Raw genomic sequence first — 19,993 nt, forward strand, 5'->3', positions numbered from 1 at the left:
CCATTGCCGGGAGAGTGCCGATGTTGAACCTTGATCGTTTGCGGGCCTTTGCTGTCCCGGCGGCGGAAGATATTTGCGATCCGCGCAGCGCCATCCTTTACGCGCTGGGCGTGGGTGCCGGGCTGGGTGCGATCGACGAGCAGCATCTGCTGTTCGAGCGTGACCTTGAAGTGCTGCCGACGATGGCGCTGGTGCTGGGGACACCGGGTTTCTGGCCGATGGCGGGCGAACTGGGCTGGGACTGGCCGCGCATCCTGCACGGGGAGCAGAGTTTGCGGCTGCTGCGTCCGTTGGAACTGGGCCAGTTGGTGCATGGCCGGATAGAGATTGGCGATGTCGCCGACAAAGGACCGGGCAAGGCTGCGCTGGTGCGCGCCAAGCGGACCCTGATGACCCCGACCGATCTGGTGATCGCGGAGATGGAGGAAATCTGGGTGCTGCGCGGCGCGGGCGGCTTTGGCGGTCCGCGCGATTTGCCGGGCCAAATGGCGACGACGATGCCCGACGAACCGGCCCATGCCTTGCTCGATCTGCCGACCGCGATCAATCAGGCGCTGCTCTATCGCCTGACCGGGGATCGCAATCCGCTGCATGTCGATGCAGGGACGGCGGCATCGGCAGGGTTTGATCGACCCGTTTTGCATGGGCTGGCGACGATGGGGCTGGTCAGCAGGGCGCTGGTTCACTTGTGCTGCGGCGGCCAAGCGGCGCTGCTGACCGGGATGAGTGCACGTTTCACCGCACCTGTCTGGCCGGGGGAAACGGTGCGGACCGAAATCTGGCGCGATGGCGATAACATATTGTTTCGGGCAAGCATCCCCGACCGCAGCGTCGTGGTAATGGATGGCGGACGTGCGTGCGTCGCCGGATTTTGAAGAAGAACGGGAAGCAAAGTGAAAATATTGGACGGTAAGATCGCGCTGGTTTCCGGTTCCGGTCGGGGTATCGGCAAGGCGATCGCGCTCAAGCTGGCGGGCAATGGCGCGCATGTCGTAGTCAACGACCTGGACAATGATGTCGCACAGGCGACTGCGGCGGAGATCGAGGCGCTGGGTGTGCGTGCCGTGGTGTGCGTGGGTGATGTGACGGCGGCGGATTTCGGCGAAAAATTTGTGGCCGCCGCGGTCGATGCCTTCGGCACGATCGACATCATCGTTAACAATGCCGGTTACGCCTGGGACTCGGTGCTGCAAAAGACCAGCGACGAACAATGGATGGCGATGCTGGACGTGCATCTGAGCGCCCCGTTCCGCATCCTGCGCGCCGCGCAACCGGTTATCGCCACTGCGGCCAAGGCGGAAATTGCCGAACATGGCCGTGCGCAGCGTCGCACGGTCGTCAATATCTCATCGGTCGCGGGGCTGGGGGGCAATGCCGGGCAGGCAGGCTATGCCGCGGGGAAGGCCGGGATCGTCGGCCTGACCAAGACCGTGATGAAGGAATGGGGGCGCTATAATGTCACGGTCAACGCCGTTGCTTTCGGCGCGATCATGACGCGGATGACCGCAGGGGAGGCCGGCAGTTCGACCATCAATGTCAAGGGCAAGGACATCAAGGCCGGGGTCAGCGACGAAATTCTCGAAGCGATGGAAAAAGGTATTCCGCTGGGCCGTGCCGGAACGCCGGAGGAAGCGGCGGGCGCTGTCTATCTGCTGTGCCTGCCGGAAGCCGATTATATCACCGGCCAGGTGATCGTTGCGGGTGGCGGCTGGCAATTATAGGGAGGAAGGGGGCGGCGAACCGGCATCGCGACCGCCCCTCTCGTTCTTTTCAATTCAGCCGCAACCGACCACGCCGCCATCCACGGGAATTTGCGCGCCCGTCACATAGCCGCCTGCCCGCGAACACAGAAATATGACGATACCGGCGATGTCGTCCGGCTTGCCCAGGCGACGCAGCGGGATATGGGCTAGAAGCCCCGGATCGACATTGTCGTCGTCGCGCATATGCGCCGTCATCTTCGTGGGGAAAAAGCCTGGAATGACTGCATTTACGGTAATGTTGCGCGCGGCCAAGTCCCCGGCCAGGTCGCGCGTCATCATATGAACGGCGGCCTTGCTGGCGGCGTAGCTATAGGCGTTCAAGCGCTCCGTCTTCATGCCCGCGACCGAACCGATGTTGATGATCCGTGCAGGATCGTCGGCAGTCGCACTGGCGCCCAATTCGGGCAGCAATTCACGCACCATGGTGAAAGGCGTCTGTACATTGACGGCCATCACGCCTGGCCATGCCTTGTCGGGGAAATTGTCTATATCGCCGCCCCAGGTCTTGCCCGCATTATTGACGAGGATGTGGCACGCGCCCATCGTATTGCGATAGCGCGCCACCAGATCGACCGCCGCCTCCGGCGTAGACAGATCGGCAGGCAGGGGGATGCACCTTCCCAGTACCGACATTTCGCTGGCCGCGGCCTCACAAATATCGGCTTTGCGCGATGTGATCGCCACGGTTGCGCCCGCGCGCAGAAGCCCCTCGGCGATCATGCGGCCAAGCCCTTGCGCACCGCCGGTGACGAGCGCCTGCTTGCCTGCAAGACTGAACAGGTCGCTCACATCGTCACCACGACTTTGCCGAATTTATGCGCGTCGCGCAGGTGGAGCAGCGCTTCCTTGGCCTGCGCCAAAGGATAGGACGCCTCGATCACCGGCTTGATCTTATGTTCATCCGCAAAGGCCAGCATGTCCTGGAAATCCTGCGGATCGCCGACCTGGCTGCCGACGATGCTGGCGCTTTTCAGGAATATGTCGGTCGCGTTGAACTTGATCTCGTTCCCTGCCGTCGAACCATAGATGACGATGCGCGCGCCTGGATTGATGGCGCGGACATAGTTCGAAAAGCTGGGCGAAGGTGCGCCGTCCAGCACTACGTCGATGCCGCCGGTCAGCTTGCCGACTTGTTTGCGCCAGTCGGGATCGGTGTAGAGCAGGCCGCCCTTGGCCCCCATGGCGATGGCGCGGTCTATAACATCCTGACTTTCGCCCGTGACATAGACATTGGCGCCCTTGGCGACCGCGAAGGCAAGACCGAACGTGGCGACGCCGCCGCCCACGCCGCTGATGAGCAGCGTTTCGCCCGCCTGCAACCGCCCCTTGAACATCAGCGCCCGCCACGAGGTGAGCGCCGTCAACGGCATGGCGCCCGCTTCCTCGAAGCTCATGAATGCAGGCTTTGGCGCCAGATTTTCGACCGGCACGCAGATATATTCGGCAATGGTGCCAGCAAAGGGCATCCCCAGCAGGCCGAAATCGGCGGCGGGCGCGTGGCGGTTGGAACCCCAATTGCGCGCAGGATAGAGGACGACCTCGTCGCCTTCGCTGACGCCCGAAACGCTCTCTCCGATCATGTCCACGACACCCGCGCCGTCGCAACCCAGCGTGACGGGCACGGTCATGCCGGGATATTGGCCATGGGTTATGAACAATTCGCGGTGGTTGACCGACGCGGCCTTTATCGCGACGCGGACCTCGCCTGGCCCTGGCACCGGCGTTTCGACGTCCGCCACCACGACGGAATCGGGTCCGTCGATCTTTTCGAGATACAGGGCCTTCATGGTCAACCTTTCCTGATGTGCCGGCCCGGCGGTTCGGGTCGCCTGCCTTTTTCATGGACGGCGCGTGTGCGACGCAGCCTTGAGGTTTCCCCAGGACAATATCTGGCGCGAATGATGACCTATCTGAGGATAGGAAAAGGGGATTGCATTTAGGATTTCACAGGTCAGAATATATTTAGAACGATAAAACGAATCGTGCCACGCAGCACGAACAGGAGAGAATGATGGCTGTGGTCCCAACGATCGTCCTGCCGCCCCGGATAACGCCGACGCTGATCGAGCGTCCGGCGCTGGCCGCCCTGACCGAAAAGGTCGCCCAAGCGCGTCTGACCATGGTGTCCGCCCCCGCTGGCAGCGGCAAGACGACGGCGATGCTTTACTGGGCGGAAAGGCTGCGGGCGCAAGGTCGGCCCGTGCTGTGGCTGGCGGCGCGGGCCGGCATCGGCAACAAGACATCCTTCCTGCTGGCGCTCAAGGCCGCGGGGAATGCTCTGCGTCTCGACTGGCCCGACCTTGCCGGGGATGCCGATGACGCGGTCTGGCTCAGGACGTTATCGACGGTCGTGGAACCCAGGCCCGTCATCATCATCGACGACGCCCAATTGCTCGACGAACAGACCATCGCCTTCATCGCGCAACTGTCGTCAAGCGCGCGCGACGGGCTGACGATGATCGTGGCGGCGCGCGGCGTCGTCGGCCTGCCGCTGGCGCGGATGCGGGCGCTCGGCTTTCTGGTCGAAGTGGGCAACAGCGATCTGTCCTTCACCTTGGCTGAAGCTACCCAATTGGTGACTAAGAGCATCGGCGCGCCGATCGATTCGCGCGATTTGCAGGACATCGTGCGAGATACGCAGGGATGGGTGTCGGGCGTCGTCATCGCGTGCGACCTCTACCGGCGCGGGATGCAGGGCGGCGGCAATCTGCGGCTGACCGGCCTGCGCCCGGAGTTTGCGGAATATTTCCACGAGGAAGTCCTGGGCCTTCAGCCGGACCATGTGCGACGCTTTCTGGTCGACACGTCGATCCTCGACGAACTGACCCCGTCGGCCTGCGCAGCGGTCACCGGAGACGAAGACGCGCGCGTGATGCTGGATCATGTCTTTCGTCAGGGACTGTTTCTCAACGCCGTCGATCAGGAACATGGCCGCTACGCCTATCATCGCCTGTTCCGCGAGATGGTGCTGGGTCGCCTGATGGACCGTGCGCCCGCCCGCGCCACGATGACGCACTGCCGCGCGAGCAACCATTTCGCGGAGACCGGCGACATCGTAACGGCGATCGAACATGCGCGCTTGAGCGGGGACCAGGGCTTCCTGGCCGCGCAACTGGATCGGCTGGCCGAACGGCTGACCTATTCGGGCTATCTCTACCGAATTGACGAACTGAGCGCGGATCTGCCCTGGAGTGTGCTGGCGCAGCATCCCTATTTGTTGTTGGCATTGGCGTGGCGACGGATACGGCAATTATCCTTCGCCGCTGCCGACCGGCTGATTGCCACGGCGCGCTCGATCCATGATGCGCGCAGTCAGGGCGATGCGATGTCCGCCCATGAAAGCGAACAGCTTGACCTGATGATCCGACATCGGCTCGTGATGCTGGCCGCGGCGCGCGACGACATGGTCAATGTGGAGGCGGAGGCCGAGCCGCTGCTGGCCGAAATGGCCGAAAGCCATGCCTATCTGAGCTGCACATTGTTGGCGCAGCTGATGTCGGCGCGCCGCGAACTCTATCATTTTCAGGACATGCTCAAACTGGAGGCGGAAACCCGGCGCGCCTTGTCCCGTCCGGGATCGGACTTTGCTTCGATCGCGCTCAAGGCATCGGTCGCCCCGACATTGATGGCCCAGGGCAAGACCCAACTGGCGCATCGTTTTCTGGACGAGGCATTGACGCTGGCCAGGGAGATACACGGCGAAGGATCGGGCCTTGCCGCCTTGCCCGCGCTGCCGATGGCGGAACTTCTCTATGATGCTGGCGATATGGACAGTGCGACCGATCTGGTCGAACGCCATCTGCCGGTCGTGCGGCAATGGGGCTTTGCGGACCAGATGGCGTCGGGCTATATCGTCAACGCCCGTCTGCGCGCGGCGCGTGGCGATCTGCCCGGCGCGCTCACGACGCTCAACGACGCGCATCTGGTCGCGATCGAATGTGGGCTGGACCGGATGCGGGCGTTCATCGTGGCCGAAGAAGTCCGTTTGCTCATCAAGGCGGGGCAGATCGAGGAAGCAGAGCAGCATTTCGCGGCGGGCGATCCGCAACTGGATGGCGAACCGGTCCCCACGCTGCACCCCACCCGTCGCAACGAGAGTATCGCGATCGCCTGGCTGCGGATCGAAATGCAGCGGCATCGGCTTGGCCGGGCGCGCAAGGTCGCGCATCGCTGGCTGGAATTCGTCAAGCGGGCAGGCGCTGTGCGATCGGCGGTCACGTTCGAACTGCTGCTGGCTGAAATCGCCGTGTTGCAGGGCAATCGGTCCGAAGCGCGTCGGGCGGTTCGCACCGCTGTGGAAATGGCCGAACCGGCGGGCTGGGTCCGCACCTTCATCGACGAAGGCGAAGTGATCGCGTCGCTACTGACCGAAGCCTATGCGCAGGGACCGGAACTGGAAACCCCGGCTGACCGTTTCGCCGTGCGATTGGTGTCGATGATGCGCAGTGGTCCGCAGATCGAAACGGATGAGGATGACCAGGATGATTTCGGCCTGACCGGCCGCCTCGCCAATCGCGAAGTTGACATATTGACCATGGTCAGCGGCGGTTTGCGCAACCGCGAAATCGGGGACCGGCTGGGACTGACCGAAGGCACGGTCAAATGGTATATGCAGCAGATATATGACAAGCTGGGCGTGCGGCGGCGGCCGCAGGCGGTGCTGCGCGCGCGCCAGTTGGGTATCCTGCCCTGATCGCTTGTCCTGCGCCTATCGAAGGATAGATTGCGCGCCTCAGGGCGCCTGCCATCGCGCTGCTGCGTGAAAGGAACCATCATGGCCAAACGTAAAGTCATCATCAGCTGCGCCATCACCGGCGCAATCCATACGCCGTCCATGTCGCCCTATCTGCCGGTGACGGCGCAGGAAATCGCGGAATCGGCCGTCGGCGCGGCGGAGGCCGGGGCGGCGATCATCCACCTACACGCCCGCAATCCCGTCGACGGGCGCCCCGACCAGAATCCCGACCTGTTCGCGCCCTTCCTTCAGGTTATCAAGCAGCGCAGCGATGCGGTGCTCAACCTGACGACCGGCGGCCATCCGTCCATGAGCGTGCAGGAACGCATCCGCCCGGCCCAGACATTCGCCCCCGAAGTCGCCAGCCTGAATATGGGGACGATGGGCTTTGGCCTGTTTCCTATGCTGGACCGGTTCAAGGATTTCAAGCATGACTGGGAAGCTGCCGCGCTCGAAGCGTCGCGGGATCTGGTTTTCAAAAATACCTATGCGGACATCGAGCATCTGCTGGCGACGCTGTCGCCGCTCGGCACGCGGTTCGAATTTGAATGTTACGACACCAGCCATCTCTATAACCTTAAATATTTCCTCGATCGCGGACTGGTGAAGGCGCCGTTGTTCATCCAGACCTGCTTTGGCATATTGGGTGGCATCGGCAGCCATCCCGACGACATCATGCACATGAAGCGCACGGCCGACCGGCTGTTTGGCGATCAATATCAATGGTCGGTGCTGGGCGCAGGCGCGCGCCAGATGAGCATCGTCGCAATGGCCGCGTCGATGGGCGGCAATGTGCGCGTGGGGCTGGAAGATTCGCTATGGGGCGGTCCCGGTCGCCTGGCCCGGACCAATGCGGAACAGGTCGCGACCGCGCGGCAGATCATCGAAGGCATGGGGCTGGAAATCGCTACCCCGGACGAGGCGCGCGCCATTCTCGACCTCAAGGGTGCGGATCGGACCAGCATCTGATGACGCAGCCATCCGGACCTCTTGCGGGTATCCGTATCGTCGAAATCGACGCGATCGGCCCGGTGCCGCTGGCGGCGATGCTGCTGGCGGACATGGGGGCGCAAATCGTGCGCGTGGCGCGCCCGCCATCTGCGGGCGTAGGCGATTGGGAGGATGTCGGCGGCGACATTCTGCATCGCAGCCGCACCGTCACCTATCTGGACCTGAAACGGGAGGATGACCGCGCACGATTGCTCGACCTGATCGCGTGCGCTGATGGATTGATCGAAGGCTATCGGCCCGGCGTCATGGAACGGCTTGGCGTGGGTCCCGACATTTGCCTGGCGCGCAATCCCCGGCTGGTGTTTGGCCGTATGACCGGATGGGGCCAATCTGGTCCGATGGCGATGCGGGCGGGGCATGACATCAATTATCTGTCGATCACCGGCGCGCTGCACGCGATGGGCGCGCAAGGGGCGCCGCCGCTTGTGCCGCTTAATCTGGTGGGCGACTATGGCGGCGGAGCGATGTTCCTGATTTTCGGCCTGCTCAGCGCCCTGTTATCGGCGCAAAGGACCGGGCAGGGGCAGGTGGTCGATGCTTGCATAACGGACGGTGTGGCGTCGTTGATGAGCCTTTTTTACGCATGGCAGTCCAAGGGGCTTTGGACGGACGCACCGGCTTCGAACCTGCTGGATGGCGCGGCGCCTTTCTATCGCTGCTATGCCTGCGCGGATGGGCGGCATGTCGCGGTCGGTTGTCTGGAACCCAAATTCTTCGCACAGATGGTTGAGGGTCTTGGTCTTGGCCATCGGCGGTACGACCAGAATGACCGGGCGGGCTGGCCCGCGATGCAAGCCGATTTCGAAGCCGCCTTCGCCACGCGGCCGCGCGACGCATGGGCCGCCCATTTTGCGGACAGCGATGCCTGCGTCACCCCTGTTCTGGCGATGGGCGAAGCGCCGGAACATCCGCACAATCGAGCGCGCGGCACTTTTGTCCAACGCGGAGGAAGCGCCCAGCCCGCGCCTGCGCCACGGCTTGATCGCACGTCGGGCGCGATCGCCGAACCGGCGGTCGCAGACATTGCCGACCTTGTCCGCCGCTGGGCCTGAGCGATCTGTGACGGCTGCGCCATAAATACAACGATAGACAGATTTGTTTGTAACTGTGCAATGATTCCTGCCGAAAGGTAGGTGGAGAAAAACGGCCGCAAAGGCCTCTATGCTCCGTCGGGACGATGCCTGCGCAAAGAACAGGTGGTCCCAATGATCCTGGGAGAGAGAGAATGAAATTCGGCTTTTTTAAACTGGCCCTTTTGTCGACCGTAGCACCGATGGCGACTCCGATTTGGGCGCAGGATGCCGCTGGCGTTGCGCCGCAGGCCGAAAGCGCAAGCGGCGGCGACATCGTCGTGACTGCGCGTCGTCGCGAAGAACGGTTACAGGACGTGTCGGTTTCCATCGCTGCCTTTTCCACCGAAGCGCTGGAACGCAGCACGGTCCAGACGGTCAGCGACATCAAGACGATCGCGCCGGGCTTCACCTTCTCGTCCGAAGGGGGCAAGGACAATGTGGCGCTGACGCTGCGCGGCATCGGCCAGTTGCCGCTGGGTGAAGTGACGCCGGGCGTGGTCATCTATCTCAACGATACGCCGCTGCCGTCCGTCGGCTCCAACGTGCCGACCTATGACATCGGCAGCATACAGGTGCTCAAAGGTCCGCAGGGGACGCTGTTTGGCCGCAACACGCTGGGCGGCGCGGTGGTGATCGGCAGCCAGAAGCCGACCTATGAATTTGAAGGCTATGTCGAGGGCACTTACGGCAGTTTCGACTATCGCGAAGTGGAAGCCGCGATCAACATTCCGATCATTGCGGACAAGGTCGCCTTTCGCGCGGCCGGCCAGATCCGGCGACAGGATCCGCGGACGATCGCGTTCGACGGTGGGCCGGGCTTCGACAATATCAAGCAGGACGCCTTCCGCCTTTCGCTGCTGCTGGAGCCGGTTGAGGGGTTGAAAAGCACGACCGTCTACGAATATTTCAAAAGCGATGAACTGGCCGGCGGGTTATATCTGCTGCGTCAGAATTTTCCGCTGGCCGCCTTTGGTCTGGGCGTGCTCGATCCGCAGGCGCAGGCGGCGCTCCAGACGCAGCGCGCCAATCGCCGGGGTTCGTTCGACGGCGGTATCAATGGCGGGCGGGCATTCCGCAAGACCACGTCGATCACCAACGACACCTCGTTCAGCTTCGGCGATCTGACTCTGCGCAATATCTTTGGTTTCCGCAAGAATTTCAGCGACCAGCTCATCAACACCGGCGCATTGCCGAACCTGTCGATCCCGACCGGATTGCCCGCGCCGTTCCCGGCGGCGGTCCCCTTTACTTTGTTCAACGCCGCATCCGTGCTGGATCGTCAATATCTGACCAACGAAACGCAATTGCTGGGCGATTTCGGATCGTTCAACTTCATTACCGGCATATTCTATAATGACGACAGGTCCGCCGGGCCGACCGGATCGCAATTTACCGCCTTTTCGGTGGGGGGCGTGCCTGCCCCGGCAGTTAGCGCCCATGTCCGTAACAAGAATTGGGCGGTCTACGGTCAGATCGGCTACGAAATCACCGACAAGCTCAAGTTGAACCTTGGCGCGCGCTACAGCTGGGACAAGGTGTCGGCTTGTGGCGGCACAATCGGTACCAGCTATGTAGACGAAGATACCTGTCTTGCGACTGCGAATCTGGGTCTGGCCGACGGCGTCGGCACCGTATCCAACAAGGGTAAGGAGCCAAGCTGGACCATTGGCCTGGACTATAAGGCGACGCCCGACTGGTTGCTCTATATTTCATCGCGCCGGGGGTATCGCGGCGTGAATATCAACACGCCCTTGTTCGAAACCCCTTTCACGACCGGCGGGACCGACGCTGCCTGCGCGGCTACGGGCGGGATATGCCCTGATCTGCGCCCGTTTCAGAAGACCGACGAAGAAACGATCACGGACATCGAAGTTGGCTCGAAATATGACTATCATATCGGGTCGGCGCGGGGTCGGTTGAACCTGGCCGCCTATTACAGCAAATATAAGAATGCGCTGCAATTCCTCAACACCCAGACGATCGTACCCAATGGTACGCCGGATTCGCCGACCAACGGTTCGCTGGCGGCGAATGTCGCCGATCTGCGGATTTGGGGTGTGGAATTGGAAGCGTCGATCAGTCCCAGCCGCAACCTGACCGTCGCATTCAATGCCGCCTATACTAACGTGAAGGTCGAAAAGGTCGATGTTCCCGCCGGCCTGCCGGCTGCGGTTACCGTGGGCGAGGCTCAGATCAACACCTATTCGCCGACCTTTTCCGGCACCGCCAGCGTCAGCTGGATCCTGCCCGTCAGGCCAGCCGATGGCGACCTCGCCTTCAACGCCGATCTGTTCATGACCGACGATTTCGGTGGTCAGAACGGTGAGAAGCTGCCCGGATACAAGCTGGCCAACGCCCGGCTCGACTGGCGCGGTATCGGTGGAACGGGCCTGGACTTGGGTGTATTCGTCAAAAATCTCTTCAAAGAGGAATATTTCTCCGCGTCGAGTGTGCTACTCGCCTCTTTCCCGCTCAGCTCGGTCTATGCCGGGGAACCGCGGACCTGGGGCGTCAGCGCGAAATATCGGTTCTGAATATGGGCGGCGGAGTGGACAGGCTCTACTCCGCCGCCGCGATGGGGTAGCATAAGCGCGGAGTAGGATGTGACTTTGGACGATCTTCATCGCTGGGAAGCAGGCGCTGGTGACATCAGCGCCCTTCTGCGTGCTACTAGTCTGGACGCGATGATGACGACCGCACAGGCATTGACGGTGGAGGGGCATGGCGCGCGCGTCACCTATTCGCGCAAAGTGTTCATCCCGCTGACCAAGTTATGCCGCGACGTCTGCCATTATTGCACTTTTGCTACCACCCCCGCGCAGGCGGGAGACGCTTATCTCAACCGTGAGCAAGTATTGGCGATCGCGCGCGCCGGTGTCGCGGCGGGATGCCGGGAAGCCTTGTTTACATTGGGCGACCGACCCGAAGACCGCTACGGGGCTGCGCGCGAGGCGCTTGCCAGGCTGGGCCACGCTTCGACCTTGTCCTATCTCGCCGAAATGGCCGAACTGGTCCTGAAAGAGACCGGCCTGCTGCCCCACCTCAACCCCGGCCTGATGGATGCGGCCGATTATGCCCTGCTGCGGCCTCATGCCGCATCCATGGGCATCATGCTGGAAAGCAGCGCCGATCGGTTGTGCGCGCGCGGTGGGCCGCATTTCGGCTCGCCCGACAAGGAGCCCGCGCGTCGCCTGGCCACGATCGCCGAGGCGGGCCGCGCCAAAGTGCCTTTCACGACCGGGCTGTTGATCGGCATCGGCGATACCCGCGACGAACAGGTCGAAGCGCTCGTCGCCATCCGCGATCTACATCGCCAATATGGCCATATTCAGGAAGTCATCATCCAGAATTTCCGAGCCAAGCCCGGCACGCGGATGGCCGATCATACCGAACCGGCGCTCGACGACCATCTGTGGGCGATCGCCGCCGCGCGGCTGATCCTGGGGCCGGAGATGACGATCCAGGCGCCGCCCAACCTGCACGACCAGGTCGATCTCGCCCCTCTGATCCGGGCCGGAGTGAATGACTGGGGTGGGGTGTCGCCCGTGACGCCCGACCATGTGAACCCCGAAGCGCCTTGGCCGCATCTGGAGACATTGGCGCAGGCTACCCGCGCCGCTGGCCGCACGCTGGCCCAGCGGCTCGCCATCGGGCCACGCTATGCGCTGGCGGCACGGGATTGGGCCGCCCCCGCGGTCGCGACCAACATCCTGCGCGCTATCGACGGACGTGGCCTGCCCAAGCCCGACGATTGGGCGGCCGGACATGGCGATGCCGCGCCTGCGCTGACCGGAGGCGATGCCGGCCAGGCGTCGGTATCGGTGCAGGCGATCCTGCGCGACGCCGAAGCGGGTATGCGCCTGAGCGAGCGCAACATCGTAACCCTGTTCGATGCGGAGGGCCATGACCTTGCCGCCATCGTCGCCCAAGCTGATCGGCTGCGGCAGGAGAGCGTTGGCGAGACGCTGACCTATGCCGTCAACCGCAACATCAACTATACCAATATCTGCCTCTACAAATGCGGCTTTTGCGCCTTTTCCAAGGGCAGTACGAAGGCGATGCGCGGTCCCGCCTACCGGCTCGACTATGCCGAGGTCGGGCGGCGCGCGGCGGAAGCTTGGAATCGCGGCGCGACCGAAGTCTGCCTGCAAGGCGGCATCCATCCCGACTATGACGGCAACACCTATCTGGCGGTGCTAAAGGCCGTGCGCGACGCCGCGCCCGATATCCATATCCACGCCTTCTCTCCGCTGGAAGTCACCCATGGCGCGCAGACGCTGGGCCTGCCGCTGGAGGATTATCTGGCGCGGTTGAAGGCGGCGGGCCTCTCCACGCTGCCCGGCACCGCGGCCGAAATACTCGACCCCGAAATCCGCGCCCTGATCTGCCCGGACAAGGTCAGCGCGGACGAGTGGATCGAGGTGATGCGCGTCGCCCATGGCATCGGCCTGCGCAGCACCGCGACGATCATGTTCGGCCATGTCGAGGGCTATCGCCACTGGGCGCGCCACCTGCTGCGCATCCGCGCCTTGCAGGAACAGACCGGCGGCTTTACCGAATTCGTACCCTTGCCGTTCGTCCATATGGAAGCGCCGATCTGGCGCAAAGGGCTGGCCCGGTCGGGACCAAGTTATCGCGAGGCGGTGCTGATGCATGCCATCGCCCGCATCGTGCTGCACCCGCTGATCCCCAATATCCAGGTGTCCTGGGTCAAGATGGGACCGGAGGGTGCGGCGGCGATCCTGAATGCGGGCGCGAATGACATGGGCGGCACGCTGATGGATGAATCGATCACCCGCGCGGCGGGCGGCGTCAACGGCCAGGAATTTGGCCCGGCGGAAATGCGCGCGCTGGCCGCTTCGGTCGGCCGCCCGGTGCGTCAGCGCACCACCCTTTACGAGCCGGTATTGCCCCGGCAAACCCACATCACGGAGTCTCTATGACCGATCTGTTGCACCCCCTGAAGGACAAGGTGGCGATCATCACCGGCGGCGGCAGCGGCATCGGCCGCGCCACCGCGCTGATGATGGCGCAACGCGGCGCGAAGGTCGCGATCACCGGACGCACCGAGGCGCGGCTCGCCCATGTCGTGGAAGAAATCACCGCCGCAGGCGGGCAGGCGCTGGCCGTCGCCATGGACGTGATGGAGGAAGCCTCGATCGCGGCGGGCATAACCAGGGTGGTCGACCATTTCGGCGGTCTCCATATCCTGCACAGCAACGCCGCCCAGACCGGCCTGATGCACGAAGACGCGCTGATCGCGGACATGGACGTCGCTTTCTGGGACCGCACCTTCGCCACCAACCTGCGCGGGTCGATGCTATGCGCCAAGCACGCCATTCCCCATCTGCTTTCGGCAGGCGGCGGGTCGATCGTTTTCACAGGCTCCGGCAAGGGGCTGGCGGGCGACCTCGACTATCCCGCTTATGGCACGACCAAGGCCGGGATGCTGGGCCTCTCCAAATATATCGCCACCCAATATGGCAAGCAGGGCATCCGCTCCAACGTGGTCGTGGTCGGGCTGGTGATGACGGAAGCGCTGGATGACAATATGCCGCTGGAGGCCCAGAAGCTGATGACCGAACATAATCTGGTCGATTATCTGGGTCGCCCCGAAGATATCGCCGAAGTCGTCGCCTTCCTCGCGTCCGATCAGGCGCGCTATGTCACCGGCGCGTCGATCGTCGCCGATGGCGGCTTCACATCCCATTCGGCGGTCTATGCGGACATGATGCGCTTCGCCGCGATGCAGACGGGGACACCGGCATGAGCCTTCCTGCTATCGCCGTAGTCGGCGGCACCGGCAATCTGGGCGCGGCGATCGCCTGGCGCCTCGCCCGCGCGGGCTATCCCGTCGTCATCGGGTCGCGCAGCGCCGACGGCGCGCAAAAGGCGGCCGCAGAGCTTGGCCACGGCCTTTCGGGCGCGACCAATATCGAGGCGGCGGCGGGGGCGGACATCGTCATCGTCACCGTGCCCTTTGCCGCGCAGGACGCGACGTTGCGCGACATCGCGCCCCATGTCGCGGGCAAGATCGTCGTGGACACCACGGTCCCGCTGGTCCCGCCCAAGGTGATGCGCGTGCAGCTTCCCGCCGAAGGCTCCGCTGCGCTGCGGGCGCAGGCAGCGCTGGGCGGGGGCGTGACGCTTGTGTCGGCCTTCCACAATGTCGCCGCGCACAAGCTGGCCAAGGATGTCGATGTCGGCTGCGACGTGCTGGTGTTCGGCGATGACAAGGCGGCGCGTGGTCAGGTCGTGGCGCTGGCCGACGCGATGGGCCTGCGCGGCCTGCATGGCGGCGCGCTGTGCAATGCCGCCGCGGCCGAAGCGCTGACGTCCATCCTCATCTTTCTCAACAAGACCTACAAGGTAGATGGCGCTGGCATCCGCATCACCGGCGACCTGATCCCGCCCGCCGATTGACCGCCCCCTTCCGGGCGGAAGGTGCGAGGGTGGCGCCGGGTGCGCCATTTTGTCCGGCATAAGTGACCAAGGGGATAGAGGAATGAAGCTCAACATCGGTGTGCCCAATTCGATGCACGTCGCGGCGATGACGCAACCATGGGAACATGCGCTGACCGGCGATGACATAGGCCATGTGCTCAAGATCGCGGATGATCTGGGTTTTCACAAATGTATGTTGGGCGAGCATTTCATCATCCCGCAGGAACATGTCGCGCTGTCGGGCGACCATTATGTCCATGGCACCGTTGCGCTGGCTTTCCTTGCCGGGCGCACCGCGAAAATGCGGGTCAGTTCGTCCGTCTCCATTCTGCCGCTGCAAAGCCCCATCGTGCAGGCTAAGGCCTGGTCCACGCTCGACTGGCTGAGCGGCGGCCGCGCCACCGCGCTGTTCGGGGTCGGCTGGCTGAAGGAGGAATTCGACATGCTGGGCGTCGATTTCCACAATCGCGGGCGCATGGCGGACGAATATGTCGCCGCGATCATCGAGTTGTGGACGTCCGACACGCCGACCTTCGAGGGCGAATTTGTTTCTTTCAAGAATGTCGGCTTCGCGCCCAAGCCGGTGCAGCAGCCGCGCCTGCCGATTTGGTTTGGCGGCGACGCGGAACCGGTCTTGAAGCGTGTCGCGAAATTCGGCGACGGCTGGTCGCCTTTCCGCACCCCGCCCGAAAAATTCCCCCAATGCCTCGACCTCATCCGCACCCAGCCGACCTATGATGGCCGCCCGATCGACCTGTTCTTCGCGCTCGAAATGCTCAATGTCGGCGCCCATCACGAAATCATGGACGATCCCCGCGCGCCCGGCACCCGTAATGCGCAGAAGATCATCGACCAGATCGGCTGGCTGAAGGATCTGGGCGTGAACGAAACGATCGTGCCGCTGCCACCGGGCATGACGGGCCTCACCGAATATATCGAACGGCTGCACTGGGTGGCCGAAGAGATCATGCCCAAGGTGTGAGCATTGCCCACCCGCATACTGAATCGGAGTAGATCATGACCCAATATGATGTGGTCGTCGTCGGATCGGGCGCGGCGGGCCTGACGGCGGCGCTGCGGGCCGCTGCGGCGGGCCTGTCGGTGCTGGTGCTGGAAAAGGCCGCGCATTTCGGTGGCACGACCGCCATATCGGGGGGCGGCATCTGGGTGCCGGGCAGCCCGCAGGCGCAGGCCGCCGGCGTCGATGACAGCGCGGCGGTTGCCCGCCAATATGTGCTCGACGTCATCGGGCCGAGCGCCGACCCGGCGCTGATCGACGCCTATCTGGATACGGCACCGGCCATGGTCGCTTGGCTGGAACGCAACAGCGCGGTCCGCTTCCTCCTTTCCCCGCCCAGCAGCGACTGGTATCCCGACATCGCAGGGGCCGCCGACCAGGGCCGTCTCCTCTCGCCCCAGGAATATGACGGCAAGTTGCTCGGCGCGCATTTCGCCGACCTGCGCCCCGCGCGTGAGGAATTCAACGCCCCCGGCGGCTTCATGATCGACCTGTTCGATCTGCCCTATCTGGCGACGATGCCATCACCCAAATCCCTGTTCCATTTCGGTAAGCTGGCCGCGAAGTTCGGTGCCGACAAGCTGCGCCGCTACCCGCGCGGTACGCGGCTGACCATGGGCAATGCGCTCGTCGCGCGGCTGCTGCGCTCGGCGCTCGACGCGGGCATCACCCTGCGCAAGGACGCGGCGGTCGATCGCCTGCTGGTCAGTGATGGCCGCGTGACCGGCGTGCGCGTGGATGGCGAAGAGATCGCGGCCAGGGTCGGCGTGCTGCTGGCGGCGGGCGGCTTTTCCGCCAGCGAACAATTGCGCAAAGCCTATATTCCGTTTGCGGAGCAGCATGTCTCGATCCTGCCCTATGAAAATACCGGCGACGGCATGAATATGGGCCTGGAGGTTGGCGCGTCGCTGGACGGCGACAACCTCGTCAACGCGGTCTGGGCGGTCGTATCGACCATGACCCGGCCAGACGGCTATGTCGCCCGCTACGCCCATCTGATCGACATGTCGAAACCCGGCTGCATCGCCGTCAACGCGAAGGGCGAGCGCTTTGGCAACGAAGCCTCGGTCCATTTCGTAGAGGCGATGCACGCCACCGGCACGGTGCCGGCCCACATCATCGGCGACGCGCATTTCGTCAAAACCTATGGCATGGGGATGGTGCTGCCGGGTGGTGGCGGCCTCAAAAAGCTGATCGCGGCAGGCTATGTGATCGAGGCACCCACTTTGCGCGAACTGGCCGACAAGATCGGTGTCGATGGCGACGGCCTGCTTTCGACCGTGGCCAAGATGAACCGCTATGCCGAAACAGGCAAAGACCCCGATTTCGGCAAGGGCGACACCCAGATTGACATCGAAATCGGCGATCCGAAGCACAAACCCAATCCGTGCCTGGGCCGTGTCGAGAAGGCGCCCTTCTATGCGATCAAGATCCATCCCGGTGATGGATCGACCACGGTGGGCTTGAAGATCGACGCGCATTGTCGGGTGATTGGCACCGGTGGCGCGCCGGTTGCGGGCCTTTATGCCGCAGGCCTCGACGCCAATTCGATCTGGCGGGGCAAGTCGCCCGCCCATGGCTGCAATGTCGGTCCGGCCATGGTCACCGGCTATATCGCCGGGCAGGCGATGGCCGCATTCGGGGCCGAGGCGCTGGTTCCCGCCTGACCGGCACAAGGCAAGGCCCGCGCTATCGGTAATAGCGCGGGCCTGTTACTTATCCGCCTCTCAAACTGGTTCGGCGACTGCTCCGGCCCGCGCTTTTGCCGTGGCGACCAGCGCGTACAGACCCGCATTATATTGCGTCATCTGCTCCATCGTCAGATCGCGATAGGGCGTCATCGGACAGAGCGAATCCACAACGTCCCAAAAAGGTTCGATCTTTTCCAGCACCTCGTCCACCGGGCCGCAGGTCACGAACGCTTCGACCATCTCGTCCGGGACATTGCCAACCACATTGGCGATGTCGCCATGTTCGCCCAGGCTGAGTTGGCAGGCGCGGGCTTGGTCGCCAAAGCCAATCGCCTCAAAGAACGGCTCATATTCCTTGTAGCCCGAATAGGCCGCGACCGTCGCGCGGCTGTCGTCAATCGCCTTCTGCTTGTCGTCGTTGACCGCGATCCATGGCCAGGCGTTAATTTCTATGTCGCTGCGCGCGCGCCCGTGTTGCGCCAGGGTCGCTTCGATAAAGGGCAGCTTGCTGCGGGTATAGGCCGCCGACCACAGCGCATGGACCATCAGCCCGTCGCCGACCTCCAGCGCCAGCGCCGTCATCTTGTCCTGCAAGGCGGCGATCCAAATCGGAATGTCGGTGCGAACAGGTGGCGCGGTGACCATCATTTCGGCGAAATCCGCAGTGAAATATTCGCCCGCGATCGGATCGAGTCCCTTATGCGCGTTCGCGATGACATAGCGGATCACCTTGACGCTTTCACGCAGATGGGTGAGCAATTTGCGTTCGGGCTCGCCATACATGCCCGTGACGCAGCTTTTGATGCTGGAACCAAGACCAAGGACGAAGCGCCCTTCCGAAATCCGGTCGACATCCATTGCGGCATAGGCGGTTTCGACCGGACTGCGTGTGCCTGCGATCGCGACGCCGGTGCCGACCTTCAGACGGCTGGTCGTTGCAGCCGTGGCCGCCATCGGCACGAAGGGAGGGCCGTAAATCTGGAGCGAAAAACAGCCTTCGAAACCGACCTGCTCCATCTGTTGACCGATCCCGGCCATCATCGGCGCGGGCAGGGTCGGCATAACGCCCCACCAGCGGCGCTCGCCACCGACGGCATTGACCGGATATGTCATCTCTGTTCCTGAAAAAAGCGGGGCGGACCAGAGGGTCCGCCCTTCAGGGGGGAGGGGGGTATCAGAACTGGAACAGTTCCTTACGCAGGCCGATGATTTCGCTGCAATCGTCGCTCACATTGTCGCGATAGGCAAAATCGCCCTTCGCCTGCCGCTCGGCCAGTTCCATCATCGCCATGCGATAGCGCTGCCCGGCCTGGTCGAACTTGCTGTGCAGATCCTTGCGGTCGGTATGGCGCATATAGCGGGGACTTTGCGGGGAGGTCATATAGCTGTCCTGCCGCGACACCTTATACCCGGCCTTGGGCATGACATGGCGGAACATCCGCCCGGCGTTGCTGGTGTTCATCACCATCTCCATCCGGGTGCGATCGCGCGTTTCGGGGGTGCAAGGATGGAACAGCGGCACATCGTCGCCGGGGCTGAACCGGCCATAGGCGATCGCGCAATGCGAACGCAGATAGATTCGGATCACCTGCCGCACATTCTGGGTCGGCTGCTTGATACCGCTAAAGAATTTCATCACCGGCGCGACCGATTTGTTGACGCAGGTGCGCACCATAGTGACGGTTTCGCTATCATAATAGGTTTCCACCGTCTCGCTGTCCGACCGTTCATCGCCCACCACGTCGGCGTGCAGGAAATCGGCATGGGTCAGGTCGATCAGATTTTCCAGGCTGATCGGCGCGGAGCTTTCGAAGCGGACCGTCGCCGTCATGTGGCGGGGCAGTCCACCCTGGGGCGGCAGGAAGGGCAGGCTGGGCAAATGGCGCGGATCGGCGGCCAGCGGATTGCCCAACCACACCCACACAACGCCATAATGTTCCATGACCGGGTAGCGGCCGCGCGCATCGGTATGCGCGCTCTTGTCGCGCGCGATCCGTTCATTGGGGTGAAATTCGCTGGCGACTGCAACGCCATTGTCGCGCCACAGGAAAATGGGGTGCGAATAGATGGCGCGGCGGACCGGCTTGCCGCTCACGGAATAGTCATGTGCGACCGGAAACCAGCTGTCGAGCATTACGATATTGTGCGGCACCCAACGATTGACGACATTCATCGCAATCGGGCTGCCCCCGGTTGAGGCTGGGGCATTGTCGTCTGGCGAGACGGGGCGGTCGGCGACTTCCAACATCTTCAAATCC

The 19,993-nt window shown here is 63.3% G+C and carries 15 protein-coding genes; 11 read left to right on the forward strand and 4 right to left on the reverse strand.

Features of this window, described 5'->3' with window-relative positions; genetic code table 11:
* Positions 1–20: 20 nt before the first annotated feature.
* Positions 21–875, forward strand: coding sequence for a MaoC/PaaZ C-terminal domain-containing protein (locus tag EWH12_RS08045; RefSeq protein ID WP_129926246.1), 855 nt, complete (start codon positions 21–23; stop codon positions 873–875).
* A gap of 18 nt (positions 876–893) precedes the next feature.
* On the forward strand, positions 894–1,721 hold the full coding sequence (locus EWH12_RS08050) for an SDR family NAD(P)-dependent oxidoreductase (protein WP_066607793.1): 828 nt from the start codon (positions 894–896) through the stop codon (positions 1,719–1,721).
* A 54-nt stretch (positions 1,722–1,775) separates the two neighbouring features.
* On the opposite strand, the gene EWH12_RS08055 is transcribed toward EWH12_RS08050, so the two are convergent.
* Both EWH12_RS08055 and EWH12_RS08060 read right to left on the reverse strand, forming a co-directional pair.
* Positions 1,776–2,552, reverse strand: coding sequence for an SDR family oxidoreductase (locus EWH12_RS08055; protein ID WP_129926247.1), 777 nt, complete (start codon positions 2,550–2,552; stop codon positions 1,776–1,778).
* A complete protein-coding gene (locus EWH12_RS08060) occupies positions 2,549–3,550 on the reverse strand; it encodes a quinone oxidoreductase family protein (RefSeq protein WP_066607798.1) in 1,002 nt (333 codons plus the stop codon). Before EWH12_RS08060 ends, EWH12_RS08055 begins: the two co-directional genes overlap by 4 nt.
* Positions 3,551–3,771: 221 nt before the next feature.
* On the opposite strand from EWH12_RS08060, the gene EWH12_RS08065 reads away from it, so the two are divergent.
* The 9 genes from EWH12_RS08065 to EWH12_RS08105 all read left to right on the forward strand — a co-directional run bounded on the left by EWH12_RS08065 (position 3,772) and on the right by EWH12_RS08105 (position 17,711).
* Entirely contained in the window at positions 3,772–6,456 is a 2,685-nt protein-coding gene (locus EWH12_RS08065; protein ID WP_242495989.1) for a winged helix-turn-helix domain-containing protein, read from the forward strand.
* 81 nt (positions 6,457–6,537) lie between these two features.
* Positions 6,538–7,467, forward strand: coding sequence for a 3,5-dioxohexanoate:acetyl-CoA acetone transferase (gene kce / locus EWH12_RS08070; protein WP_129926248.1), 930 nt, complete (start codon positions 6,538–6,540; stop codon positions 7,465–7,467).
* Positions 7,467–8,561, forward strand: coding sequence for a CaiB/BaiF CoA transferase family protein (locus EWH12_RS08075; RefSeq protein ID WP_129926249.1), 1,095 nt, complete (start codon positions 7,467–7,469; stop codon positions 8,559–8,561). Before kce ends, EWH12_RS08075 begins: the two co-directional genes overlap by 1 nt.
* Positions 8,562–8,782: 221 nt before the next feature.
* The gene (locus EWH12_RS08080; protein WP_207212375.1) at positions 8,783–11,116 is read left to right on the forward strand and encodes a TonB-dependent receptor; all 2,334 of its coding nucleotides are present in this window, start codon (positions 8,783–8,785) and stop codon (positions 11,114–11,116) included.
* A 69-nt stretch (positions 11,117–11,185) separates the two neighbouring features.
* Positions 11,186–13,525 carry a 5-amino-6-(D-ribitylamino)uracil--L-tyrosine 4-hydroxyphenyl transferase CofH gene (gene cofH / locus EWH12_RS08085; protein ID WP_129926251.1) on the forward strand — a complete coding sequence of 780 codons (2,340 nt, stop codon included), beginning with the start codon at positions 11,186–11,188 and terminating at the stop codon, positions 13,523–13,525.
* Complete coding sequence (locus EWH12_RS08090; protein WP_129926252.1) at positions 13,522–14,352, forward strand: SDR family NAD(P)-dependent oxidoreductase; 831 nt, start codon at positions 13,522–13,524, stop codon at positions 14,350–14,352. Before cofH ends, EWH12_RS08090 begins: the two co-directional genes overlap by 4 nt.
* Entirely contained in the window at positions 14,349–15,005 is a 657-nt protein-coding gene (npdG, locus tag EWH12_RS08095; RefSeq protein WP_129926253.1) for an NADPH-dependent F420 reductase, read from the forward strand. The genes EWH12_RS08090 and npdG overlap by 4 nt, the downstream gene beginning before the upstream one ends.
* A gap of 82 nt (positions 15,006–15,087) precedes the next feature.
* Entirely contained in the window at positions 15,088–16,008 is a 921-nt protein-coding gene (locus EWH12_RS08100; RefSeq protein ID WP_066607816.1) for a TIGR03619 family F420-dependent LLM class oxidoreductase, read from the forward strand.
* 35 nt (positions 16,009–16,043) lie between these two features.
* Positions 16,044–17,711, forward strand: coding sequence for an FAD-dependent oxidoreductase (locus tag EWH12_RS08105; RefSeq protein WP_129926254.1), 1,668 nt, complete (start codon positions 16,044–16,046; stop codon positions 17,709–17,711).
* A 60-nt stretch (positions 17,712–17,771) separates the two neighbouring features.
* Here the strand turns inward: EWH12_RS08105 and EWH12_RS08110 are convergent, their stop codons facing one another.
* Together EWH12_RS08110 and EWH12_RS08115 are read right to left on the reverse strand one after the other, a co-directional pair.
* A complete protein-coding gene (locus tag EWH12_RS08110; protein ID WP_066607820.1) occupies positions 17,772–18,848 on the reverse strand; it encodes an LLM class flavin-dependent oxidoreductase in 1,077 nt (358 codons plus the stop codon).
* 61 nt (positions 18,849–18,909) lie between these two features.
* Complete coding sequence (locus EWH12_RS08115; protein WP_066607822.1) at positions 18,910–19,983, reverse strand: aromatic ring-hydroxylating oxygenase subunit alpha; 1,074 nt, start codon at positions 19,981–19,983, stop codon at positions 18,910–18,912.
* Between the last annotated feature and the right edge of the window lie 10 nt (positions 19,984–19,993).

Origin of the sequence: Sphingobium cupriresistens (assembly GCF_004152865.1) — a bacterium.
Classification (GTDB): Bacteria; Pseudomonadota; Alphaproteobacteria; order Sphingomonadales; family Sphingomonadaceae; genus Sphingobium; species Sphingobium cupriresistens.